The 20434-nt window shown below is 67.2% G+C and carries 34 protein-coding genes and 1 pseudogene; all 35 read right to left on the minus strand.

The genetic code is table 11. The annotated features are described in order from the left end of the window. Position 1: 1 nt before the first annotated feature. Positions 2-856 carry a tRNA pseudouridine(38-40) synthase TruA gene (gene truA, locus QSK45_RS28770; protein WP_285561816.1) on the minus strand — a complete coding sequence of 285 codons (855 nt, stop codon included), beginning with the start codon at positions 854-856 and terminating at the stop codon, positions 2-4. Between the two features lie 81 nt (positions 857-937). Then, entirely contained in the window at positions 938-1408 is a 471-nt protein-coding gene (rplQ, locus tag QSK45_RS28775) for a 50S ribosomal protein L17 (RefSeq protein WP_285561817.1), read from the minus strand. Between the two features lie 128 nt (positions 1409-1536). Further along, complete coding sequence (locus QSK45_RS28780) at positions 1537-2559, minus strand: DNA-directed RNA polymerase subunit alpha (RefSeq protein ID WP_003966937.1); 1023 nt, start codon at positions 2557-2559, stop codon at positions 1537-1539. 129 nt (positions 2560-2688) lie between these two features. After that, positions 2689-3093 (minus strand): 30S ribosomal protein S11, encoded by a 405-nt coding sequence (gene rpsK, locus QSK45_RS28785; protein ID WP_003956432.1) that lies wholly within the window; start codon positions 3091-3093, stop codon positions 2689-2691. Between the two features lie 66 nt (positions 3094-3159). Further along, positions 3160-3540, minus strand: coding sequence for a 30S ribosomal protein S13 (rpsM, locus tag QSK45_RS28790; RefSeq protein WP_009300593.1), 381 nt, complete (start codon positions 3538-3540; stop codon positions 3160-3162). A gap of 192 nt (positions 3541-3732) precedes the next feature. Further along, a complete protein-coding gene (rpmJ, locus tag QSK45_RS28795) occupies positions 3733-3846 on the minus strand; it encodes a 50S ribosomal protein L36 (protein ID WP_003998809.1) in 114 nt (37 codons plus the stop codon). Positions 3847-3906: 60 nt separating this feature from the next. Continuing rightward, the gene (infA, locus tag QSK45_RS28800) at positions 3907-4128 is read right to left on the minus strand and encodes a translation initiation factor IF-1 (RefSeq protein WP_003948620.1); all 222 of its coding nucleotides are present in this window, start codon (positions 4126-4128) and stop codon (positions 3907-3909) included. A 170-nt stretch (positions 4129-4298) separates the two neighbouring features. Further along, complete coding sequence (gene map, locus QSK45_RS28805; protein WP_285561905.1) at positions 4299-5135, minus strand: type I methionyl aminopeptidase; 837 nt, start codon at positions 5133-5135, stop codon at positions 4299-4301. 103 nt (positions 5136-5238) lie between these two features. Further along, complete coding sequence (locus QSK45_RS28810; protein ID WP_285561818.1) at positions 5239-5904, minus strand: adenylate kinase; 666 nt, start codon at positions 5902-5904, stop codon at positions 5239-5241. Continuing rightward, a complete protein-coding gene (gene secY / locus QSK45_RS28815) occupies positions 5904-7217 on the minus strand; it encodes a preprotein translocase subunit SecY (protein ID WP_285561819.1) in 1314 nt (437 codons plus the stop codon). The genes QSK45_RS28810 and secY overlap by 1 nt, the downstream gene beginning before the upstream one ends. A gap of 189 nt (positions 7218-7406) precedes the next feature. Beyond that, positions 7407-7862, minus strand: coding sequence for a 50S ribosomal protein L15 (gene rplO, locus QSK45_RS28820; protein WP_037657572.1), 456 nt, complete (start codon positions 7860-7862; stop codon positions 7407-7409). Positions 7863-7864: 2 nt separating this feature from the next. After that, the gene (gene rpmD / locus QSK45_RS28825) at positions 7865-8047 is read right to left on the minus strand and encodes a 50S ribosomal protein L30 (RefSeq protein WP_003974250.1); all 183 of its coding nucleotides are present in this window, start codon (positions 8045-8047) and stop codon (positions 7865-7867) included. Next, entirely contained in the window at positions 8047-8652 is a 606-nt protein-coding gene (rpsE, locus tag QSK45_RS28830) for a 30S ribosomal protein S5 (protein ID WP_285561820.1), read from the minus strand. Before rpsE ends, rpmD begins: the two co-directional genes overlap by 1 nt. 41 nt (positions 8653-8693) lie before the next feature. After that, positions 8694-9077 (minus strand): 50S ribosomal protein L18, encoded by a 384-nt coding sequence (rplR, locus tag QSK45_RS28835; protein ID WP_285561821.1) that lies wholly within the window; start codon positions 9075-9077, stop codon positions 8694-8696. A 3-nt stretch (positions 9078-9080) separates the two neighbouring features. Then, entirely contained in the window at positions 9081-9620 is a 540-nt protein-coding gene (gene rplF / locus QSK45_RS28840; protein WP_046418025.1) for a 50S ribosomal protein L6, read from the minus strand. Between the two features lie 24 nt (positions 9621-9644). Further along, positions 9645-10043 (minus strand): 30S ribosomal protein S8, encoded by a 399-nt coding sequence (gene rpsH, locus QSK45_RS28845; protein ID WP_014674378.1) that lies wholly within the window; start codon positions 10041-10043, stop codon positions 9645-9647. A gap of 211 nt (positions 10044-10254) precedes the next feature. Further along, a complete protein-coding gene (locus tag QSK45_RS28850) occupies positions 10255-10440 on the minus strand; it encodes a type Z 30S ribosomal protein S14 (protein WP_003948630.1) in 186 nt (61 codons plus the stop codon). Between the two features lie 5 nt (positions 10441-10445). Next, positions 10446-11003, minus strand: coding sequence for a 50S ribosomal protein L5 (gene rplE / locus QSK45_RS28855; RefSeq protein ID WP_285561822.1), 558 nt, complete (start codon positions 11001-11003; stop codon positions 10446-10448). Beyond that, entirely contained in the window at positions 11003-11326 is a 324-nt protein-coding gene (gene rplX, locus QSK45_RS28860; RefSeq protein ID WP_285561823.1) for a 50S ribosomal protein L24, read from the minus strand. Before rplX ends, rplE begins: the two co-directional genes overlap by 1 nt. A gap of 2 nt (positions 11327-11328) precedes the next feature. Beyond that, positions 11329-11697: a 50S ribosomal protein L14 gene (rplN, locus tag QSK45_RS28865; RefSeq protein WP_003998823.1), complete on the minus strand. Its 369-nt coding sequence runs from the start codon at positions 11695-11697 to the stop codon at positions 11329-11331. 134 nt (positions 11698-11831) lie between these two features. Further along, positions 11832-12116, minus strand: coding sequence for a 30S ribosomal protein S17 (gene rpsQ, locus QSK45_RS28870; RefSeq protein ID WP_018543912.1), 285 nt, complete (start codon positions 12114-12116; stop codon positions 11832-11834). Then, on the minus strand, positions 12116-12340 hold the full coding sequence (gene rpmC, locus QSK45_RS28875) for a 50S ribosomal protein L29 (protein ID WP_007494763.1): 225 nt from the start codon (positions 12338-12340) through the stop codon (positions 12116-12118). The genes rpsQ and rpmC overlap by 1 nt, the downstream gene beginning before the upstream one ends. Further along, on the minus strand, positions 12340-12759 hold the full coding sequence (gene rplP, locus QSK45_RS28880) for a 50S ribosomal protein L16 (RefSeq protein WP_046418010.1): 420 nt from the start codon (positions 12757-12759) through the stop codon (positions 12340-12342). Before rplP ends, rpmC begins: the two co-directional genes overlap by 1 nt. Before the next feature lie 5 nt (positions 12760-12764). After that, the gene (gene rpsC, locus QSK45_RS28885) at positions 12765-13586 is read right to left on the minus strand and encodes a 30S ribosomal protein S3 (RefSeq protein WP_014674374.1); all 822 of its coding nucleotides are present in this window, start codon (positions 13584-13586) and stop codon (positions 12765-12767) included. Beyond that, positions 13586-13933, minus strand: coding sequence for a 50S ribosomal protein L22 (gene rplV / locus QSK45_RS28890; RefSeq protein ID WP_019329637.1), 348 nt, complete (start codon positions 13931-13933; stop codon positions 13586-13588). The genes rpsC and rplV overlap by 1 nt, the downstream gene beginning before the upstream one ends. A 45-nt stretch (positions 13934-13978) precedes the next feature. Further along, the gene (gene rpsS, locus QSK45_RS28895; RefSeq protein WP_030641188.1) at positions 13979-14260 is read right to left on the minus strand and encodes a 30S ribosomal protein S19; all 282 of its coding nucleotides are present in this window, start codon (positions 14258-14260) and stop codon (positions 13979-13981) included. 12 nt (positions 14261-14272) lie between these two features. After that, a complete protein-coding gene (rplB, locus tag QSK45_RS28900; protein ID WP_285561824.1) occupies positions 14273-15109 on the minus strand; it encodes a 50S ribosomal protein L2 in 837 nt (278 codons plus the stop codon). 40 nt (positions 15110-15149) lie between these two features. Next, positions 15150-15569, minus strand: a complete 420-nt coding sequence (gene rplW / locus QSK45_RS28905) for a 50S ribosomal protein L23 (RefSeq protein ID WP_070026316.1) — start codon at positions 15567-15569, stop codon at positions 15150-15152. After that, positions 15569-16228: a 50S ribosomal protein L4 gene (gene rplD / locus QSK45_RS28910; RefSeq protein ID WP_285561825.1), complete on the minus strand. Its 660-nt coding sequence runs from the start codon at positions 16226-16228 to the stop codon at positions 15569-15571. The genes rplW and rplD overlap by 1 nt, the downstream gene beginning before the upstream one ends. 8 nt (positions 16229-16236) lie before the next feature. Further along, a complete protein-coding gene (gene rplC / locus QSK45_RS28915; protein WP_285561826.1) occupies positions 16237-16881 on the minus strand; it encodes a 50S ribosomal protein L3 in 645 nt (214 codons plus the stop codon). A 16-nt stretch (positions 16882-16897) separates the two neighbouring features. After that, entirely contained in the window at positions 16898-17206 is a 309-nt protein-coding gene (gene rpsJ, locus QSK45_RS28920) for a 30S ribosomal protein S10 (RefSeq protein WP_003948644.1), read from the minus strand. Positions 17207-17853: 647 nt separating this feature from the next. Then, entirely contained in the window at positions 17854-18951 is a 1098-nt protein-coding gene (locus QSK45_RS28925) for a hypothetical protein (protein ID WP_285561827.1), read from the minus strand. A 31-nt stretch (positions 18952-18982) separates the two neighbouring features. After that, complete coding sequence (locus QSK45_RS28930; RefSeq protein ID WP_285561910.1) at positions 18983-19222, minus strand: hypothetical protein; 240 nt, start codon at positions 19220-19222, stop codon at positions 18983-18985. 47 nt (positions 19223-19269) lie between these two features. Beyond that, positions 19270-19455, minus strand: a pseudogene (locus QSK45_RS38640) (DUF397 domain-containing protein); the annotation flags it as partial. A gap of 435 nt (positions 19456-19890) precedes the next feature. Then, entirely contained in the window at positions 19891-20421 is a 531-nt protein-coding gene (locus QSK45_RS28945) for a hypothetical protein (RefSeq protein WP_285561828.1), read from the minus strand. Positions 20422-20434: the final 13 nt, after the last annotated feature.

Genomic DNA, 20434 nt, shown 5'->3' on the forward strand with positions numbered 1-20434 from the left:
CTCAGCAGCACCCCGCCGACGGCAGCGAGCGCTTGTTGCGGGCCTCCTTGTTACGGGCGGCCAGCAGCTCGTCGGCGGGGTAGCCGACCTCTTCGAGGGTCAGCCCGTGCGGCCGCACCACGTGCACGGCGGAGTCGCGCACCCCGGCGGCCAGCACCTTCCCGGGCCACTCGGGGCCGCGGTGCCCGTCGCCGACGAACAGCAGGGCGCCGATCAGCGAGCGCACCATGTTGTGGCAGAACGCGTCGGCCCGGACCGTCGCCGTGATCACCCCGTCCGCGCCGCGCACCAGGCTCAGGTCCTGGAGCGTGCGGATGGTGGTCGCGCCCTCGCGCTTCTTGCAGTACGCGGCGAAGTCGTGCTCGCCGAGCAGCGCCCGCGCGGCCTCGTTCATGGCGTCCACGTCGAGCGGCCAGTCGTGCCACAGCACATGGCCCCGCAGCAGCGGGTCCACACCGCCGGGGTTGTCGGTGACCCGGTACGCGTACCGCCGCCAGATCGCCGAGAACCGGGCGTTGAACCCCTCCGGCGCCTCGGCCACCCGCCAGATCCGCACGTCCTTCGGCAGCCGCCCGGCGAGCCGCTTGAGCAGCTTCTCGCGGTGCTCCGCCCACAGTTCCACCGGCAGGTCGACATGTGCCACCTGTCCGCGCGCGTGCACCCCGGCGTCGGTGCGCCCGGCCACGGTCAGCTCGTACGTCTCCTTCGACCGCGTCACCGTCCGCAGGGCGTCCTCGATCTCCCCCTGCACGGTCCGCTTGCCGCCGGCCTGCTTGGCCCAGCCGTGGAAACCGGCGCCGTCGTACGACAGGTCGAGGCGGACGCGTACATGGCCGGGCAGTGCTTCGTCACTCACACAGAGATCCTCTCGGGTACAGAAAAGCGGGCCCGCCCCCGCAAAGGGGCGGGCCCGCGACGCCCTGAAGGGGCAGAACGCTTACGCGTCCTTCGACTCCTCGGCGGCGGCCTCGGCGGCAGGGGCCTCCTCGGCCTCCTTGACGGCGCGCTTGGTCGCGGCCTCGGCCTCGCCCACGGCCTTCTGCTGCACCGTCAGCGCCTCGACCAGCTCGATCACGGCCATGGGCGCGTTGTCGCCACGGCGGTTACCGATCTTGGTGATGCGGGTGTAGCCACCGGGACGGTTCTCGTACCGCGGGCCGATCTCGGTGAAGAGCGTGTGCACGATGCTCTTGTCCGTGATGACCTGGAGCACCTGGCGGCGGTTGTGAAGGTCGCCCTTCTTCGCCTTGGTGACCAGACGCTCGGCGTACGGGCGCAGGCGGCGGGCCTTCGCCTCGGTGGTGGTGATGCGGCCGTGCTCGAAGAGGCTCTTCGCGAGGTTCGCGAGGAGCAGCTTCTCGTGCGCGGCGCTGCCGCCCAGACGGGCACCCTTGGTGGGCTTCGGCATGGTTCTTCTCCTGTGTGTCTGCCCCGGCCGTATCAGGTACCGGGGTCAGTATCCGAGCAGACGGTTGTCTGTCGGAGATCCGGGGGTCCCGTGGGACCCCCGGAGGGTGGAACACGTCCAGTACCGGATCAGTACTGCTCGGTCTCCACGAAGCCCGCGTCCGCGTCGTCGTCGGCGCCGAAGGCGTCGGCGGCGGCGGTGGGGTCGAATCCGGGCGGGCTGTCCTTGAGGGCCAGGCCCATGCCGGCCAGCTTCGCCTTGACCTCGTCGATGGACTTCGCACCGAAGTTGCGGATGTCCAGGAGGTCGGCCTCGGAGCGAGCCACGAGCTCACCCACGGAGTGGATGCCCTCGCGCTTGAGGCAGTTGTAGGAGCGGACCGTGAGCTCCAGCTCCTCGATCGGCAGCGCCAGGTCGGCGGCGAGCGCGGCGTCCGTCGGGGACGGACCCATGTCGATGCCCTCGGCGTCGATGTTCAGCTCGCGCGCGAGACCGAACAGCTCGACCAGCGTCTTGCCCGCGGAGGCCATGGCGTCACGCGGACGCATCGCCTGCTTGGTCTCGACGTCCACGATCAGCTTGTCGAAGTCGGTGCGCTGCTCCACACGCGTGGCCTCGACCTTGTACGTGACCTTGAGAACCGGCGAGTAGATGGAGTCGACCGGGATACGGCCGATCTCCTGGCCCACCTGCTTGTTCTGCACGGCGGAGACGTAGCCGCGACCGCGCTCGACGGTCAGCTCCATCTCCAGCTTGCCCTTGCCGTTGAGCGTGGCGAGGACGAGGTCGGGGTTGTGCACCTCGACACCGGCCGGGGGCGCGATGTCGGCGGCGGTGACCAGACCCGGGCCCTGCTTGCGCAGGTACATCACGACCGGCTCGTCGTGCTCCGAGGAGACGACCAGCTGCTTGATGTTGAGGATCAGGTCGGTGACGTCCTCCTTGACGCCCGGCACGGTGGTGAACTCGTGCAGCACGCCGTCGATCCGGATGCTGGTGACAGCGGCACCCGGGATCGAGGACAGGAGGGTGCGGCGGAGGGAGTTGCCGAGGGTGTAGCCGAAGCCCGGCTCCAGCGGCTCGATCACGAACCGGGAGCGGAACTCGTCGACGACCTCTTCGGTCAACGAGGGTCGCTGAGCGATCAGCATGGAATGAATCCTTCAGTCAGGGGCGCCCGCTATTTGACGCCCGACTCTGTACTGCAAGGGTACGGGCGGTACGGCGTCCTCACAGAGGCCGTACCGCCCGGAACCGCGAAACCGGTGGAGCGCTGTGCGTCAGACGCGGCGGCGCTTCGGCGGGCGGCAGCCGTTGTGCGGGGTCGGGGTGACGTCCTGGATGGAGCCGACCTCGAGGCCCGTGGCCTGGAGGGAGCGGATCGCGGTCTCACGGCCGGAACCCGGGCCCTTGACGAACACGTCGACCTTGCGCATGCCGTGCTCCTGGGCGCGGCGGGCAGCCGACTCGGCGGCCATCTGCGCGGCGAACGGCGTGGACTTCCGGGAGCCCTTGAAGCCGACGTGGCCGGCGGAGGCCCAGGAGATCACGTTGCCCGAGGGGTCCGTGATCGAGACGATCGTGTTGTTGAACGTGCTCTTGATGTGCGCGTGGCCGTGAGCGACGTTCTTCTTTTCCTTGCGGCGCACCTTCTTGGCAGCGCCCTGACGACCCTTGGGGGGCATCTACAAACTCCTAGAGGGAGGTGGTCGGTCCTACAGCGAAGACCGTGGAATGAGGTCCGCTGCGGACTACTTCTTGCCCGGCTTCTTCTTGCCGGCGATGGCGCGACGCGGGCCCTTGCGGGTGCGGGCGTTGGTGCTGGTGCGCTGACCGCGGACGGGCAGACCGCGACGGTGACGGAGACCCTGGTAGCAGCCGATCTCGACCTTGCGGCGGATGTCGGCCTGGATCTCGCGACGGAGGTCACCCTCGGTCTTGATGTTGTTGTCGACGTACTCGCGGATGGCGACCAGCTGCTCTTCGCTGAGGTCGCGAACGCGGGTGTTCGGGTCGACGCCGGTCGCGGCCAGCGTCTCCTTCGAGAGGGTCCGGCCGATGCCGAACACGTAGGTGAGGGCGACCTCCACGCGCTTTTCGCGCGGGATGTCAACACCGGAAACGCGTGCCATTCAATGGCTCCTGGTGAATCTTCGGAGGTCTTCCGCAGAACCGGCTCCCGGCCGCCGTACGAGGTACGAACCGGGTCCCCGGCCTCCGAACCGGGGGTGTCGAGCTGGTGGGCTCGGGTCCTGCGTATGAACAATTCAGCTCGCGTCGCGCGAAAACTCTGCGATAGAGGTGCAGAGAGGGGTGGTCGTGCGTCAGCCCTGGCGCTGCTTGTGGCGCGGGTTCTCGCAGATGACCATGACCCGGCCGTGACGGCGGATCACCCTGCACTTGTCGCAGATCTTCTTGACGCTCGGCTTGACCTTCATGGGGTGAGGTTCTCCGGGTCAGTGCCATCGCACCGGGCGGGCCCGGGGCGCGGGCAAGATCTACTTGTACCGGTAGACGATCCGGCCACGCGTCAGGTCGTACGGAGACAGCTCCACCACGACCCGGTCGTCAGGGAGGATGCGGATGTAGTGCATACGCATCTTGCCGCTGATGTGTGCCAGGACCTGGTGGCCGTTCTGGAGCTCGACCTTGAACATGGCGTTCGGCAGAGACTCGACGACAGTGCCCTCGATCTCGATGGCACCTTGCTTCTTGGCCACGCTTCGCCCTTCGAATCGACTACCTTGATCGACTCTCCCGCTTCCCTTACGGGCGCATGCGGACATGCGGGTGCACGAGAGCCGACGAGTCAGTCTACGTCGGGCGGACCCGAAACGCGAATCGAGGGAGTCTTCCCCCCGGAGGCGACCACTATGCGAGCTCTGTTCACCTAGGCGAGGGGGTCGGGAGCGGCCGTCACGCCGAACTCCGCCAGCTTCGCCTTGCCGCCGTCGACGGCCGTCAGCACCAGCGGGCCCTCCTCGGTCAGCGCGACCGAGTGCTCCCAGTGCGAGGACCACGTACCGTCGGTCGTGATGACCGTCCAGTCGTCCTCCAGGACCTCGGTCCTGGGCGTGCCGAGCGAGACCATCGGCTCGATCGCGAGGCAGAAGCCCGGCACCAGCTTCGGGCCCTTGCCCCGGCGCCGCTCGACGTAGTTCAGCAGGTGCGGGTCCATGTGCATCTCGGTGCCGATGCCGTGGCCGCCGTAGTCCTCGATGATCCCGTAGCGCCCGCCGCCCGGCTTCGGCTGCCGGCGGATGTACGTCTCGATCGCCCGGGAGATGTCGACCAGCCGGTTGCCCGCCTTCATCGCCGCGATGCCGGCCCACATCGAGCCCTCGGTCACCCGGGACAGCTCGACCAGCTCCGGGGCGTGACCGGAGCCGACGAAGGCGGTGTACGCCGCGTCGCCGTGCCAGCCGTCCACGATCGCGCCGCAGTCGATGGAGATGATGTCGCCGTCCTTGAGGACGACGTCGTCGGACGGGATGCCGTGCACCACCACGTCGTTCACCGAGGTGCAGATGGTCGCGGGGAAGCCGCCGTAGCCCAGGAAGTTCGACTTGGCGCCGTGCTCGGCGAGCACCTTGCGCGCGACGTCGTCCAGGTCCTTCGTGGAGGCACCGGGCACCGCGGCCTCGCGGGTGGCCGCGTGGATCGCGGCGACGACCAGGCCCGCCGCTCGCATCTTGGCGATCTGCTCGGGCGTCTTGATCTGCACCATGGGGGGCCTGCGCTCTCCGTCACTCACGTCGGCTGGGTGTACCTGTACAACACTACGGCCGCGGCGCCCCCGTCAGGGCACCGCGGCCGGAAGGCGGCCGAACCTACTTGTCCTCGGCCTGCTCGCTCTTCAGCGCCTCCAGCGCGCGCTCGGTGACCTCGTCCACCGGGCCCGTCGCGGAGATCGTGCGGACCAGGCCCTGCGACTTGTAGTAGTCGATGATGGGCTCGGTCTGCGTGTGGTAGACCTCCAGGCGCGTGCGGACGGTGTCCTCGGAGTCGTCCTCGCGCTGGTACAGCTCGCCGCCGCAGACGTCACAGACGCCCTCCTGCCGCGGCGCGTTGTACGCCACGTGGAAGACGTGCGAGGAGTCCTTGCGGCAGATCCGGCGGCCGGCGATGCGCTTGACCACCTCGTCCTCGGGGGCCTCCAGGTCCAGGACCGCGTCCAGCGTCATCTTCTCGGTGCGCAGCAGCTCGTCCAGCGCCGCGGCCTGGGCCACGTTGCGCGGGAAGCCGTCCAGCAGGAAGCCGCCCGCGGCGTCGGGCTGCTCCATGCGGTCCTTGGCCATGGCGATGGTGACCTCGTCGGGGACGAGGTTGCCGGCGTCCATGTAGGACTTCGCGAGCTTGCCCAGCTCGGTCTGCCGGCTGATGTTGGCCCGGAACAGGTCACCGGTGGAGATGTGCGGGATTGCCAGCTTGTCTGCGAGCCGGACGGCCTGCGTTCCCTTACCGGCACCGGGCGGCCCGACGAGGACGATACGCATCAGCGGAGGAACCCTTCGTAATTGCGCTGCTGGAGCTGGCTCTCGATCTGCTTCACCGTCTCGAGACCGACACCCACGATGATGAGGATGCTGGTACCGCCGAACGGGAAGTTCTGGCTTGCTCCGAAGCCGACCAACGCCATTGTCGGTACGAGAGCGATCAGACCCAGGTACAGCGAACCCGGCCAGGTGATCCGGTTGAGCACGTACGAAAGGTACTCAGCGGTCGGTCGGCCAGCCCGGATGCCCGGGATGAAGCCACCATACTTCTTCATGTTGTCGGCGACTTCCTCGGGGTTGAAGGAGATCGCCACGTAGAAGAACGCGAAGAAAACGATGAGCAAGAAGTACAGGGTGATGTAAATCGGGTGGTCACCCTTGGTGAGGTTCTGCTGGATCCACTCCTTCCAGCCCGAGTTGCCGCCCGCGAACTGCGCGACCAGGGCCGGGATGTACAGGAGGGACGAGGCGAAGATGACAGGGATCACACCCGCCTGGTTCACCTTGAGCGGGATGTAGGTCGACGTGCCGCCGTAGGACCGGCGGCCGATCATCCGCTTCGCGTACTGCACCGGGATGCGGCGCTGGGCCTGCTCGACGAAGACCACGAGCGCGACCATGACCAGACCGACCAGGATCACCGTGCCGAACTCGATCCAGCCGCCGGCCAGGGTGCCCTGCTTCTTGATCGCCCACAGCGCGGACGGGAAGGTCGCGGCGATCGAGATGAACATCAGGATCGACATGCCGTTGCCGATGCCGCGGTCGGTGATCAGCTCGCCGAGCCACATGACCACCGTGGTGCCGGCCGTCATGCAGATGACCATCGTGATCGTGGTGAAGATCGCCTGGTCCGGGACGATGCTGGTGGCCACCGAGCAGCCGCTGAACAGCGCGCCGCTACGGGCGGTGGCGACGAGGCCGGTGCCCTGCAGGATCGCGAGGGCCAGGGTCAGGTAGCGCGTGTACTGCGTGATCTTCGTGGTGCCGGCCTGGCCCTCCTTCTTGAGGGCTTCCAGACGCGGGATGACCACGGTCAGCAGCTGGAGAATGATGCTGGCCGTGATGTACGGCATGATGCCGAGCGCGAAGACCGTGATCTGCAGCAGCGCACCGCCGCTGAACATGTTCACGAGGCCGAACAGGCCCTGGTTGGCCCCCGCCTCGCTCACGCACTGCTGGACGGCCTTGTAGTTGACGCCGGGGATCGGGATGTGGGTACCGACCCGGTAGACCACGATGATGCCCAGCGTGAAGAGCAGCTTCTTGCGCAGGTCGGGCGTCTTGAACGCCCGGGCGAACGCGGTGAGCACGGTGCCTCCTGCGACCCCCGCGCAACTGCGTCAAGGGTGACGGTCTGAGGTTCGACGAATACGAGTGAGAACAGTGCTGGCCACCTTACCGGCGACCATGCCCGCCTTGGAACGACCAACCGGGGATACCTCATTGTGAGGTACCCCCGGTCGGGACCGTTTACGTCATCGAGGCGTCGTCCGAAGGACTCAGACGAGCTCGGTGACCGTACCGCCGGCGGCGGTGATCTTCTCCTTGGCGGAGCCGGAGACGGCGTCGACCGTCACCTGCAGCGCCACGGAGATCTCGCCCTGGCCGAGGACCTTGACGAGGCTGTTCTTGCGCACGGCACCCTTGTCGACGAGGTCCTGGACGGTGACCTCTCCACCCTGCGGGTAGAGCGCGGCCAGCTTGTCCAGGTTCACGACCTGGTACTCGGTCTTGAACGGGTTCTTGAAGCCCTTCAGCTTCGGGAGGCGCATGTGGAGGGGCATCTGGCCACCCTCGAAGCGCTCCGGAACCTGGTAACGGGCCTTGGTGCCCTTGGTACCACGACCGGCCGTCTTACCCTTCGACGCCTCACCACGACCGACACGGGTCTTGGCGGTCTTGGCGCCCGGGGCGGGACGGAGGTTGTGGATCTTGAGCGGGTTCTGCTCCGCCATGATCAGTCGACCTCCTCGACCGTCACGAGGTGGCGGACGGTGTGCACCATGCCGCGGAACTCGGGGCGGTCCTCCTTGACGACCTGCGTGTTGATGCCCTTGAGACCAAGGGAGCGCAGGGTGTCGCGGTGGTTCTGCTTGCTGCCGATGTAGGACTTGACCTGCGTGATCTTGAGCTGTGCCATCACGCACCCACCCCGGCACGCGCACGCAGCAGAGCCGCGGGAGCGACGTCCTCAAGAGGCAGACCACGGCGAGCCGCGACCTCCTCCGGACGCTGCAGGCCCTTCAGGGCCGCAACGGTCGCGTGCACGATGTTGATCGCGTTGTCGGAGCCGAGCGACTTCGACAGGATGTCGTGGATACCGGCGCACTCGAGCACGGCGCGCACCGGACCACCGGCGATAACACCGGTACCGGGGGACGCGGGCTTGAGCAGCACGACGCCGGCAGCCTTCTCACCCTGGATCGGGTGCGGGATGGTGCCCTGGATACGGGGGACCTTGAAGAAGTGCTTCTTGGCCTCCTCAACGCCCTTGGCGATGGCGGCCGGCACCTCCTTGGCCTTGCCGTAACCGACACCCACGGTGCCGTCACCGTCGCCCACCACGACCAGCGCGGTGAAGCTGAAGCGACGACCACCCTTCACAACCTTGGCGACACGGTTGATCGCGACGACGCGCTCGACGTACGCGGTCTTCTCGGCGGCAGCAGCGCCGCCGTCACGGCCCTTCCGGTCCCGCCGCTCGCCGCCACCGGCACCGCCACCGCGGCGCTGGGGTCCAGCCATTGGAATTACCTCTCTCTTTTTCCGCTAGCTACGGAACCGGCTCAGAACTTGAGCCCGGCCTCGCGGGCGGCGTCCGCCAGGGCGGCGATGCGCCCGGCGTACTGGTTACCACCACGGTCGAACACGACAGCCTCGACGCCGGCGGCCTTGGCGCGCTCGGCGACCAGGGCGCCGACCTGCTTGGCCTGAGCGGACTTGTCGCCCTCGGCACCGCGGATCGAAGCGTCCAGGGTGGACGCCGACGCCAGGGTGTGGCCCTTGAGGTCGTCGATCACCTGCGCCACGATGTGGCGGTTGGAGCGGGTCACGACCAGACGGGGGCGCTCCGCCGTACCGGACACCCTCTTACGGATCCGGATGTGACGGCGCTTGATCGCGGCGCGCTTGTAGGCGTCGCCCTTGAGGATCTTCTGCCCGTATGCCATGGCTTACTTACCCGCCTTTCCGACCTTGCGGCGGATGACTTCGCCCTCGTACTTGACGCCCTTGGCCTTGTACGGGTCGGGCTTGCGCAGCTTGCGGATGTTGGCCGCAACCTCGCCGACCTTCTGCTTGTCGATGCCCTCGACCGAGAAACGGGTCGGGGTCTCCACCTTGAAGGCGATGCCTTCAGGGGCCTCGACCAGGATCGGGTGGCTGTAACCGAGAGCGAACTCCAGGTTGGAACCCTTGGCGGTCACTCGGTAACCGACACCGCTGATCTCGAGCTTCTTCACGTAACCCTGGGTCACGCCGGTGATCATGTTCGCCACCAGCGTGCGGGACAGGCCGTGCAGGGCCTTGTTCTGACGCTCGTCGTTGGGGCGGGTCACCTGCAGGGTGCCGTCCTCGCCCTTGGCGATGTCGATCGGTGCCACGACGGTGTGGGTCAGCTCGCCCTTGGGGCCCTTGACCTTGACCGTGCGGCCGTCGATGGTGACGTCCACGCCGGCGGGAACCGCGATGGGGAGCTTGCCGATACGCGACATAGCTGTTTCCTCCGTTCCCTTCTGCTACCAGACGTAGGCGAGGACTTCCCCACCCACGCCCTTCTTGCCGGCCTGCTTGTCGGTGAGAAGCCCGTGCGACGTGGAGATGATCGCCACGCCGAGGCCGCCCAGCACCTTGGGCAGGTTGGTGGACTTCGCGTACACCCGGAGACCGGGCTTGGAGATCCGCTTGATGCCCGCGATGGAGCGCTCACGGTTCGGGCCGAACTTCAGCTCGAGAACGAGGTTCTTGCCGACCTCGGCGTCCTCGACCTTCCAGCCCGTGATGAAGCCCTCCTGCTGGAGGATCTCCGCGATGTGCGACTTGATCTTGGAGTGCGGCATCGACACCGAGTCGTGGTAAGCCGAGTTCGCGTTCCGCAGACGCGTAAGCATGTCTGCGATCGGATCAGTCATGGTCATGAATTGGCCTGTGGCCTTTCTCGCCGGGGTTTCCTATATGCGCCATCCCTCTCCCCGTACATGGACGGGACGGGTGCGGTGCGGGGACCTACGGCGTAGTAAGTCGTTCAGGGCGGCAGAGGCCCAACCCTCCCAGCCTAAGCCATGAGAGTCGGCGCCCCTACCGTCCCGGTTGCTTACCGAGAGGTCCAGGTATCCCTAAAAGTCGGGATTACCAGGAGCTCTTGGTCACGCCCGGCAGCTCGCCACGGTGAGCCATCTCACGAAGGCACACGCGGCACAGGCCGAACTTGCGGTACACGGAGTGCGGGCGACCGCAGCGCTGGCAGCGGGTGTAGCCACGCACACCGAACTTGGGCTTGCGAGCAGCCTTCGCGATGAGAGCCTTCTTCGCCATCTCGCTCACGCCTCCTTGAACGGGAAGCCGAGGTGACGGAGAAGGGAACGGCCCTCTTCGTCGTTGGTCGCCGTGGTGACCACGGTGATGTCCATACCCCGGACGCGGTCGATCTTGTCCTGGTCGATCTCGTGGAACATGACCTGCTCCGTGAGACCGAAGGTGTAGTTGCCACGGCCGTCGAACTGCTTGGGGGACAGGCCGCGGAAGTCGCGGATGCGCGGGAGCGCGAGCGACAGGGTGCGGTCCAGGAACTCCCACATGCGGTCGCCACGGAGCGTGACGTGGGCACCGATCGGCTGGCCCTCACGCAGCTTGAACTGCGCGATGGACTTGCGGGCCTTGGTGACGGCCGGCTTCTGACCGGTGATGGTGGTCAGGTCGCGGATCGCGCCCTCGATCAGCTTCGAGTCACGGGCGGCGTCGCCGACACCCATGTTGACCACGATCTTGACGAGGCCGGGAACCTGCATGACGTTCTCGTACTTGAACTCGTCACGCAGCTTGCCCGCGATCTCGTCGCGGTACTTCGTCTTCAGACGCGGAGTGGTGGTGGTAGCCATCAGATGTCCTCACCCGTCCGCTTGGCAACGCGGATCTTGTTGCCGTCTTCGTCGAAGCGGTAACCGACACGCGTGACGACCTTCTGACCGTCCTTCTCCACGACCAGCTGGACGTTGGAGACGTGGATCGGCGCCTCGGTGGTCACGATGCCGCCGGCCTGCGAACCGCTGGCGGTCGGACCGGCCTTCGTGTGCTTCTTGACCCGGTTGACACCCTCGACCAGGACACGCTCCTCGCGCGGGTAAGCGGCAATGACCTTGCCCTGCTTGCCCTTGTCCTTGCCGGTGATGACCTGGACCAGGTCGCCCTTCTTGATCTTCATGCTTACAGCACCTCCGGCGCGAGCGAGATGATCTTCATGAACTTCTTCTCGCGCAGCTCACGGCCGACCGGGCCGAAGATGCGGGTGCCGCGAGGGTCGCCGTCGTTCTTCAGAATGACGGCGGCGTTCTCGTCGAAGCGGATGTACGAGCCGTCCGGACGGCGGCGCTCCTTGACGGTGCGAACGATGACCGCCTTGACGACGTCACCCTTCTTCACGTTGCCACCGGGGATCGCGTCCTTGACGGTGGCGACGATGACGTCACCGATGCCCGCGTAGCGGCGACCGGAGCCACCGAGCACACGGATGCAAAGGATCTCCTTCGCACCAGTGTTGTCGGCGACACGCAGTCGCGACTCCTGCTGGATCACGTCTATCTCCTGTTTGTCTGCCGGTTCCCGGCAGGGATTCCGTCACGGAACCCCTGCCGAGCCTGGCGGAACTGTCCTGCGAGGCAGCTGCCCCGCAGGCGTGCTTACGGGAATTCCCTGGAGGGAATTACCTGCTACTTGGCCTTCTCGAGGATCTCGACGACGCGCCAGCGCTTCGTCGCGGACAGCGGCCGGGTCTCCATGAGGAGGACGCGGTCGCCGACACCCGCGGCGTTCTGCTCGTCGTGCGCCTTGAGCTTGTTCGTACGGCGGATGACCTTGCCGTACAGCGCGTGCTTCACGCGGTCCTCGACAGCGACGACGACGGTCTTGTCCATCTTGTCGCTGACGACGAGACCCTCACGGGTCTTGCGGAAGCCACGGGCCTCTGCGTTCTCAGTCACGTTCTTCTCGCTCATCAGGCGTTCTCCACCGTTTCGATGCCCAGCTCACGCTCGCGCATCAGGGTGTAGATCCGCGCGATGTCCTTGCGGACCGCCTTCAGACGGCCGTGGTTCTCGAGCTGACCCGTCGCCGCCTGGAAGCGGAGGTTGAACAGCTCTTCCTTGGCCTCGCGGAGCTTCGCCAGAAGCTCCTCGTTGCCCAGCTCGCGCAGCTCGGACGCCTTGGTACCGGCCGACATCACGCTTCACCTGCCTCGCGCTTGACGATCCGGCACTTCATCGGCAGCTTGTGGGCCGCACGGGTCAGCGCCTCACGGGCGATCTTCTCGTTGGGGTACGACAGCTCGAACATGACGCGTCCGGGCTTGACGTTGGCGATCCACCACTCAGGAGAACCCTTACCGGAACCCATGCGGGTCTCGGCGGGCTTCTTGGTGAGCGGACGGTCCGGGTAGATGTTGATCCAGACCTTGCCGCCACGCTTGATGTGACGGGTCATCGCGATACGAGCCGCCTCGATCTGGCGGTTCGTGACGTAGGCCGGAGTCAGCGCCTGGATGCCGTACTCGCCGAACGCAACCTGCGTGCCACCCTTGGACATACCGTCGCGCTTCGGGTGGTGCTGCTTGCGGTGCTTGACCCTACGGGGGATCAGCATTTCGGTCAGGCCTCCGTTCCGGTGCTCTCAGCCGGAGCGGCGGCGGGGGCCTCGGCCTTGGGGGCCTCGGCGCCGGCAGCCTGCTGCGGCTTGCGACCGCGCCGCTCGCCACCGCGGCCACCACGGGCCGGGCGGTCGGCACCACCACGGGCCGGGCGGTTACCCGCACGGGCCGCAGCGTTCTCGGCGCGGACCTCGGCGATGTTCTTGACGTCGCCCTTGTAGATCCAGACCTTCACACCGATGCGGCCGAAGGTCGTCTTGGCCTCGAAGAAGCCGTAGTCCACGTTCGCGCGGAGCGTGTGCAGGGGCACACGGCCCTCGCGGTAGAACTCCGAGCGGGACATCTCGGCGCCACCGAGGCGGCCGCCGCACTGGATCTTGATGCCCTTGGCGCCGGCCTTCATCGCCGACTGCATGCTCTTGCGCATGGCACGGCGGAAGGAGACGCGGGAGGAGAGCTGCTCGGCGACGGCCTGGGCCACCAGCTGAGCGTCCGTCTCCGGGTTCTTGACCTCGAGGATGTTGAGCTGGACCTGCTTGCCGGTCAGCTTCTCCAGGTCACCGCGGATGCGGTCGGCCTCGGCGCCGCGGCGGCCGATGACGATGCCCGGACGAGCGGTGTGGATGTCCACGCGGACGCGGTCACGGGTGCGCTCGATCTCCACCTTCGAGATGCCGGCGCGCTCCATGCCGGACGTCATCATCCGACGGATGGCGACGTCTTCCTTGACGTAGTCCTTGTACAGCTTGTCGGCGTACCAACGCGACTTGAAGTCGGTCGTGACACCGAGCCGGAACCCATGCGGGTTAACCTTCTGGCCCATTACCGGGTTCCTTCCTTGCTGCTGACGACCACGGTGATGTGGCTGGTCCGCTTGCGGATCCGGTAGGCACGGCCCTGGGCGCGCGGCCGGAACCGCTTCAGGGTCGGGCCCTCGTCGACGTACGCCTCGGAGATGTAGAGGCTGTCGGCGTCGGTGTGGTCGTAGTTGTGCGCGGCGTTGGCAATGGCGCTGTCGAGCACCTTGCCCACCGGAACCGAGGCTGCCTGCGGAGCGAATCGCAGAACAGCCTGGGCCTCCGTGGCGTCCATGCCACGGATGAGGTCCACCACACGGCGGGCCTTCATGGGCGTGACGCGGATGTACCGCGCCTGGGCCCTGGCTTCCATGGTTGTCCCTTCAGAGTTACTTACGTGTCTGAATGCGATCCGCGGTTAGCGGCGCTTCGACTTCCGGTCTTCCTTGACGTGGCCCCGGAAGGTGCGGGTCGGCGAGAACTCGCCGAGCTTGTGGCCGACCATCGACTCGGTGACGAACACCGGGATGTGGGTCTTGCCGTTGTGCACCGCGATCGTGTGGCCGAGCATGGCCGGGACGATCATCGAGCGACGGGACCAGGTCTTGATGACGTTCTTGGTGCCGGCTTCGTTCTGCGTGTCCACCTTCTTCATCAGGTGGTCGTCGACGAAGGGCCCCTTCTTCAAGCTACGAGGCATCTCAACCCGTCCTTAGCGCTTCTTGTTCGTCTTGCGGCGGCGGACGATGTACTTGTTCGACGCCTTCTTGGGCGAACGAGTACGGCCTTCCTTCTTGCCCCACGGGGACACAGGGTGGCGACCACCGGAGGTCCGGCCCTCACCACCACCGTGCGGGTGGTCAACCGGGTTCATGACCACACCACGGACGGTCGGGCGAACGCCCAGCCACCGCTTACGGCCGGCCTTGCCCCAGTTGATGTTGCTCTGCTCGGCGTTGCCGACCTCGCCGACGGTGGCGCGGCAGCGGACGTCGACCAGGCGGATCTCGCCGGACGGCATGCGCAGGTGGGCCATGGAGCCCTCCTTCGCGAGCAGCTGCACGGAGGCACCGGCGGAACGGGCGAACTTGGCACCGCCACCGGGACGGAGCTCGATCGCGTGGATCGTGGTACCGACCGGGATGTTGCGGAGGGCCAGGTTGTTGCCCGGCTTGATGTCGGCCCCGGGACCGTTCTCCACGGTGTCGCCCTGCTGCAGGTTGCGCGGGGCGAGGATGTAGCGCTTCTCGCCGTCGGCGTAGTGCAGCAGCGCGATGCGCGCGGTGCGGTTGGGGTCGTACTCGATGTGCGCGACCTTCGCCGGCACGCCGTCCTTGTCGTGACGACGGAAGTCGATCAGACGGTAGGCGCGCTTGTGTCCGCCACCCTGGTGGCGAACGGTCACACGACCGGCGTTGTTACGGCCGCCCTTGCTGTGCAGGGGACGGACCAGCGACTTCTCCGGCGTGGACCGCGTGACCTCGACGAAGTCGGCGACGCTGGCGCCACGACGGCCCGGCGTAGTCGGCTTGTACTTGCGGATTCCCATTTCTCAGTCCTCGTCCGATATCGGACGATCCGGACCGCCCTTAGGCGGTCGGACCGCCGAAGATGTCGATACGGTCGCCCTCGGCGAGGGTCACGATCGCGCGCTTGCTGCCGGCACGCTGACCGAAACCGGTCTTCGTGCGCTTGCGCTTGCCCTGGCGGTTGATCGTGTTGACCCCGGTGACCTTGACGTCGAAGACCGCCTGGACGGCCTGCTTGATCTGGGTCTTGTTGGCGTTCGGGTCGACGATGAACGTGTACTTGTTCTCGTCGAGGAGCGCGTAGCTCTTCTCCGAGACGACCGGCTTCAGCAGGACGTCACGGGGGTCCGTGTACGACTTGCTCAGCGGCGTCTCGACGGTGTTCTTGCCCTCGGCGGCGTGGCGACGCGCCTTGGCGACGCGCGCGGCCTTGGCGGCCTTGGCGGCCTTCGAGGCAATAGCGGGGTGACGGATAGCCATCAGGCCTCGCTCCCTTCGGTGTCAGCAGCCGACGACGCAGGCGCGCCGGACACGAAGGACTCGAAAGCGGCCTGGGTGAAGACCACGTCGTCGGAGACGAGAACGTCGTACGTGTTCAGCTGGCCCGGCTCCAGGATGTGGACCTGGGGCAGGTTGCGGGCGGACAGCCACGCGGCCTCGTCGGAGCGGTCGGCGACCAGGAGCAGGTTCTTGCGCTCCGAGATCTTGCCGAACAGGCTCTTGGCGGCCTTGGTGGAGACCTGGCCCTCGACCACGCCGGAGACGACGTGGATGCGGTTGTGACGCGCCCGGTCGGTGAGGGCACCGCGCAGGGCGGCGGCCTTCATCTTCTTCGGGGTGCGCTGCGAGTAGTCACGCGGCACGGGACCGTGCACGACGCCACCACCGGCGAACTGCGGCGCGCGGGTCGAACCCTGGCGGGCGCGACCGGTGCCCTTCTGGCGGTACGGCTTCTTGCCGCCACCGCGGACCTCGCCACGCGTCTTGGTCTTGTGCGTGCCCTGACGGGCCGCGGCCAGCTGCGCGACGACGACCTGGTGGATCAGCGGAACGCTGACCTTGGCGTCGAAGATCTCCGCGGGGAGCTCGACGGAACCGGCCTTCTCGCCCGCCGGCGAAAGGATGTCAACAGTGCTCATCGGTTACCTCAGGCCCCCTTGGCCGCGGTGCGGACCAGGACGAGGCCGCCGTTCGGACCGGGAACCGCGCCCTTGATGAGCAGCAGACCCTTCTCCGCGTCAACGGCGTGGACGGTCAGGTTCTGGGTGGTGACCCGCTCGTTGCCCATGCGACCCGCCATGCGGAGGCCCTTGAACACGCGGCCCGGGGTGGCGCAGCCACCGATGGAACCGGGCGAGCGGTGCTTGCGCTGGGTGCCGTGACCGGCGCCGAGGCCCTTGAAGTTGTGACGCTTCATGACACCGGCGAAGCCCTTGCCCTTGCTCTTGCCGGTCACGTCGACCTTCACGCCGGCCTCGAACACCTGCGCGGTGATCTCCTGGCCCAGCGTGTACTCGGAGGCGTCCGCGGTGCGGATCTCGACGAGGTGACGACGCGGGGTGACGTCGGCCTTGGCGAAGTGGCCCTTGAGGGGCTTGTTCACCTTGCGCGGGTCGATCTCGCCGAAGGCGATCTGGACCGACTCGTAGCCGTCGACGTCGTTCGTACGAACCTGGGTCACGACGTTGGGGCCGGCCTTGACGACGGTGACCGGGACGACACGGTTGTTCTCGTCCCACACCTGCGTCATGCCGAGCTTCTCGCCCAGGATGCCCTTGATCTGCTTAGCCATTCTCAGCCCACCAGCCTCAGAGCTTGATCTCGATGTCGACACCGGCCGGGAGGTCGAGTCGCATCAGAGAGTCAACGGTCTTGGGGGTCGGGTCGAGAATGTCGATCAGGCGCTTGTGCGTGCGCATCTCGAAGTGCTCGCGCGAGTCCTTGTACTTGTGCGGCGACTTGATGACGCAGTACACGTTCTTCTCAGTGGGCAGCGGCACCGGGCCCGCGACCGACGCACCAGTGCGGGTCACCGTCTCGACGATCTTCTTCGCCGAGGAGTCGATGACCTCGTGGTCGTAGGCCTTGAGCCGGATGCGGATCTTCTGTCCCGCCATGGCTACTCAGTAGTCCTGTCTCTTCTTACGCTCTGGGACCCGGTGGTTTCCGGTACCCGCCGCCTCCGACCCACGCGGTCGGGCGTGTCGCGCTCCCGCTGACATGAATGTCCCTTGTTCGAACATCCCTGCGGGGAATGCGCACGGCCCTTCCGGAAACCGCGGACCGGGGACCTCGGGCCCACCGGGCGCCTGGCCGGTGTCGCGCCCACACTTCCCGGAAGATTCCCGTACGTCCGCCCCAGTGCTGCCCGTGGGCAGTTAGGACGACGAGTACTGTGGGACTCGCTTCCGGTCCTCCCGGCGGGAGGCGCGCAGCATCAACACTCGACCGAGCAACTCCGACAGTCTGCCATACGGGCGGGGGGCTCCGCCAATCGAGCCGTAGAGATTACCCCCGGAGTGACGCAGGTCAAACCGGAGTCGGCCCGGCGGCGCGCCGGGTGACACCAGGGGCGCCGCACGCGCGTTCCACGGCATCCGGACTCGTTCCCGGGACACGGTAGTGACGTACACCGGAACCCTGCTGCGCTCCGTGCCGCCCGCATACCTGATGGTGCGGTTCGGCTACCTGGACCTCCGCGTGGTCGCTTCCGATCGAGGCGCACCCCCGCGAACGCGACTTTCCGCCGTGCTGCTGGGGGCAATCAAGCCGCCAGCCGTACGCCGGTGCAGCCGCGCTGCTTCGCCTCGTGGTCGGCGAAGGCGCGCAGGGCGTCGCGGGCGAACGAAGCGGAGTAGTGCGGGACCGGGTAGGTGTCGGTGTCCCCGTCGTGCAGGTGGTACAGCACGAACACCGCCCGCTGCGCCGAGTGCGGGCAGGTCGCGGTGGCCCAGGCGTAGTCACGGTCGCGGTGCGCGGGGCCATACCCCTTTTCCAGCTGGTCGCCCTCGCTGGTCAGGAAGTCCTTGGCGGCGGCGCCGTAATAGGCGTAGAGGCCGTAGCCGGGCTTCTTCGCCTCCGTGACCAGGTAGCAGTTGGTCTGCGGGGCATCCGGGTCCGCCGGGTACTCCATGACCTCGGGCGTGTCTGCCGCCGCCGCGTCCATTCCGCGCAGCGCGGCGCAGGAGCCCTGGGCCCGCGCCAGCGGCTTCGCCGTTCCGGACGCACCCAGCCGTGCGGTGGACAGGCCGGTGAGCCGCTCGCCTGCCTTCACCTGGCAGCCGTGCTTCTCGGCCGCCTTCTCGGCGGTCTCGGTGGTCACCCGGCCGAGACCGGTCAGGGTCGTGCTGTTCGACGTGCCGAGCAGGTCACCGTAGGCGACCAGGGCTTTGTCCTTCTGGTTGACGCAGTCCAGCGCGGCCATAACCTGGTAGGTGCCGCCCTCGTACCTGAGGACACCGGACCAGCCGTGGCCGAGGGGCGCCGCCTGCTCCCGCACTCCGTCGTAGTCCGCGTTGTACCAGGTGAGCGTGGCGGACGGAGCCTTCGCGGTGCTCCAGCGCAGCTTCAGCTCCAGGGCACTGCCCTGCGGCCCGGACTCCTGGGTGCGGACCAGGCAGGCGGCCAGGTAGTCGCCGTCGCCCTCCTCCTCGGCCCTGAAGTCCGACGCATGCAAAGCCTCGCTCAACCCGCCCTGTGCCAGCGAGCCGCCGCACGCCCGGTCCAGCGACTCCTCGCCGCCACCGGAACCGAAGGCACCGCTGCCGTAGAGCACCGCTCCCACCAGTGCCAATACCAACAGGCACGCCCCCGCGTACCACCCGGCGTGCACCCGCCGGGCCCCGGATTTCGTCTGCATCATGCTCATTCCGTCGAAGGCCGTCGCGCGCCGGTCAGCGGTCGGCGCGCAGCGTGCTCAGGGTCCGGTCACGTCCGTGCGCGTACTCGTCCTGACCCGCGTGCACGTAGAACTTCGTCCAGTCGCTGTCGACTGCGTGCCCACGGCTGTCCGCCCACGACCTGACCAGCTTCTCGACGTCGTGCTGGCCGGCGTCGTAGGTCTTGGCGTTCTGTTCAGTCGCGGCGAGGTTCGCCTCCGCCACGTGCTCCTTGTTCGACTCGTACGCCCACACCCGTCGGGGTTCTTGGAGTCGCGGACGTGGATGGTGGTGGGGGCGGGGGCGAACTCGACGCAGTCGTTGCCGTTGCTGCTGATGTAGCTGCTCTTGAACCAGCGGCGTTCCGGGGTGCCCATAGTTCTCCCAGCGCTTGCTCGGTGAAGGGACCGACTCCCGTTCCGTCCACGAACTTCAAGACCTCGATCAGACCGCCCGTCCCGGGGTGATCCGCGCGGTTTGGTCGGCATCACCTGAAGCGCCGACTCCGGTCTGGGGATGCGCGCTCCCCGCTCGATCTCGCGGATCACGGCCCGCAGTTTCAGGCTGCTGCTGTCCCCCACCACCTCACGCGGCGCCCGGCTCGCCCGGCTGCTCGCCACGGAACACTTGCGCGGCTGGGGGATCCTGACGGACGCGGCCACGCATGTGATCGCCGAGCTGGCGGCGCACGCCGCGACCCACGGCCGGGTGCCCGGCGGAAACTTCCGGCTCGCGTTGGGCCGAGATCCAGCGACCAGTCCAGCTCGGCACCGGTGGCCCGCCGGACGGAGGGGACGCGGTCGCCAGTCGGCGTCCGAGCTCCGGAACGCGACGTGGGCGCCTCTGGCCCGGCGCACCAAGCTGCCACGAGAGGGGGACCTGCCGACGCCCTCGGTCGCCTGGTGCTCGTTCACGACGGCCGCTCAGAAACGTTCGACCTCCTGGCCGTCCGGGACCTTGTAGCAGCCGGAGACGACATGGAGGCTCAGCTTCGGCGGGTCGTTCTTGGCCCGCTGGACGATGTTGACGCCGGCCTTGTGCTGATCGTTGTCGGCGGTCAGGTTGATGTTCCTGTTCTTGCTGGTGTCCGGCCCGTACGTGACGATCTTCCATCCGTGCTTGGGCAGCTCGGTCTTGAGCCGCTCCATCGCCACGTCGAGGTCTTTCGCCGACGCCGGATAGAAACTCCACCAGTGGAAGATCCGGAAGTGGGTCTTCGTGTCCTTTCCCGTGCATTCCGCGACGAACGGACGGCTGTCGGACGTCTTCCCCCTGACACCGATGAGATCGTAAATGCCGCTGGACAGCCTTTCCATCGCGTCGGAGGCGTCACGCGTGGTGCTCGTGCCGGCGGACGGGGTCGTGTCGGAGTCTTTCTCAGTCATGCCGCATCCAGTGATGGTGGTCAGTACAAGAGGCAGGGCGAGCGCACAGGCGCCCAGTCTGGTCTTCACGTCGGTGAGCCTT

The sequence above is a fragment of the Streptomyces hygroscopicus subsp. hygroscopicus genome (assembly GCF_030269125.1).
Taxonomy (GTDB): Bacteria; Actinomycetota; Actinomycetes; order Streptomycetales; family Streptomycetaceae; genus Streptomyces; species Streptomyces hygroscopicus_C.

Excerpts from the sequence above, each read along its gene's own strand:
- rplC (WP_285561826.1), bottom strand. The coding sequence starts at position 16,881 with ATGGCTAAGCAGATCAAGGGCATCCTGGGCGAGAAGCTCGGCATGACG.
- QSK45_RS28780 (WP_003966937.1), bottom strand. The coding sequence starts at position 2,559 with ATGCTGATCGCTCAGCGACCCTCGTTGACCGAAGAGGTCGTCGACGAG.
- rplB (WP_285561824.1), bottom strand. The coding sequence starts at position 15,109 with ATGGGAATCCGCAAGTACAAGCCGACTACGCCGGGCCGTCGTGGCGCC.
- rplF (WP_046418025.1), bottom strand. The coding sequence starts at position 9,620 with ATGTCGCGTATCGGCAAGCTCCCCATCGCGGTTCCCGCCGGCGTGGAC.
- rplP (WP_046418010.1), bottom strand. The coding sequence starts at position 12,759 with ATGCTGATCCCCCGTAGGGTCAAGCACCGCAAGCAGCACCACCCGAAG.
- rplO (WP_037657572.1), bottom strand. The coding sequence starts at position 7,862 with ATGGCGGAGCAGAACCCGCTCAAGATCCACAACCTCCGTCCCGCCCCG.
- QSK45_RS28925 (WP_285561827.1), bottom strand. The coding sequence starts at position 18,951 with ATGATGCAGACGAAATCCGGGGCCCGGCGGGTGCACGCCGGGTGGTAC.
- QSK45_RS28850 (WP_003948630.1), bottom strand. The coding sequence starts at position 10,440 with ATGGCGAAGAAGGCTCTCATCGCGAAGGCTGCTCGCAAGCCCAAGTTC.
- rplW (WP_070026316.1), bottom strand. The coding sequence starts at position 15,569 with ATGGCTATCCGTCACCCCGCTATTGCCTCGAAGGCCGCCAAGGCCGCC.
- rpsS (WP_030641188.1), bottom strand. The coding sequence starts at position 14,260 with ATGCCTCGTAGCTTGAAGAAGGGGCCCTTCGTCGACGACCACCTGATG.
- rpsJ (WP_003948644.1), bottom strand. The coding sequence starts at position 17,206 with ATGGCGGGACAGAAGATCCGCATCCGGCTCAAGGCCTACGACCACGAG.
- rpmC (WP_007494763.1), bottom strand. The coding sequence starts at position 12,340 with ATGTCGGCCGGTACCAAGGCGTCCGAGCTGCGCGAGCTGGGCAACGAG.
- rpsE (WP_285561820.1), bottom strand. The coding sequence starts at position 8,652 with ATGGCTGGACCCCAGCGCCGCGGTGGCGGTGCCGGTGGCGGCGAGCGG.
- QSK45_RS28810 (WP_285561818.1), bottom strand. The coding sequence starts at position 5,904 with ATGCGTATCGTCCTCGTCGGGCCGCCCGGTGCCGGTAAGGGAACGCAG.
- rplR (WP_285561821.1), bottom strand. The coding sequence starts at position 9,077 with ATGGCATACGGGCAGAAGATCCTCAAGGGCGACGCCTACAAGCGCGCC.
- rplE (WP_285561822.1), bottom strand. The coding sequence starts at position 11,003 with ATGGCTACCACCACCACTCCGCGTCTGAAGACGAAGTACCGCGACGAG.
- rpmJ (WP_003998809.1), bottom strand. The coding sequence starts at position 3,846 with ATGAAGGTCAAGCCGAGCGTCAAGAAGATCTGCGACAAGTGCAGGGTG.
- rpsK (WP_003956432.1), bottom strand. The coding sequence starts at position 3,093 with ATGCCCCCCAAGGGTCGTCAGGGCGCTGCCAAGAAGGTGCGCCGCAAG.
- rpsH (WP_014674378.1), bottom strand. The coding sequence starts at position 10,043 with ATGACCATGACTGATCCGATCGCAGACATGCTTACGCGTCTGCGGAAC.
- rplD (WP_285561825.1), bottom strand. The coding sequence starts at position 16,228 with ATGAGCACTGTTGACATCCTTTCGCCGGCGGGCGAGAAGGCCGGTTCC.
- rpsC (WP_014674374.1), bottom strand. The coding sequence starts at position 13,586 with ATGGGCCAGAAGGTTAACCCGCATGGGTTCCGGCTCGGTGTCACGACC.
- rpsM (WP_009300593.1), bottom strand. The coding sequence starts at position 3,540 with ATGGCACGCGTTTCCGGTGTTGACATCCCGCGCGAAAAGCGCGTGGAG.
- rpmD (WP_003974250.1), bottom strand. The coding sequence starts at position 8,047 with ATGGCACAGCTCAAGATCACGCAGGTCAAGTCCTACATCGGCAGCAAG.
- rplQ (WP_285561817.1), bottom strand. The coding sequence starts at position 1,408 with ATGCCGAAGCCCACCAAGGGTGCCCGTCTGGGCGGCAGCGCCGCGCAC.
- rplV (WP_019329637.1), bottom strand. The coding sequence starts at position 13,933 with ATGGAAGCCAGGGCCCAGGCGCGGTACATCCGCGTCACGCCCATGAAG.
- map (WP_285561905.1), bottom strand. The coding sequence starts at position 5,135 with ATGGTGCAGATCAAGACGCCCGAGCAGATCGCCAAGATGCGAGCGGCG.
- rpsQ (WP_018543912.1), bottom strand. The coding sequence starts at position 12,116 with ATGAGCGAGAAGAACGTGACTGAGAACGCAGAGGCCCGTGGCTTCCGC.
- rplX (WP_285561823.1), bottom strand. The coding sequence starts at position 11,326 with ATGAAGATCAAGAAGGGCGACCTGGTCCAGGTCATCACCGGCAAGGAC.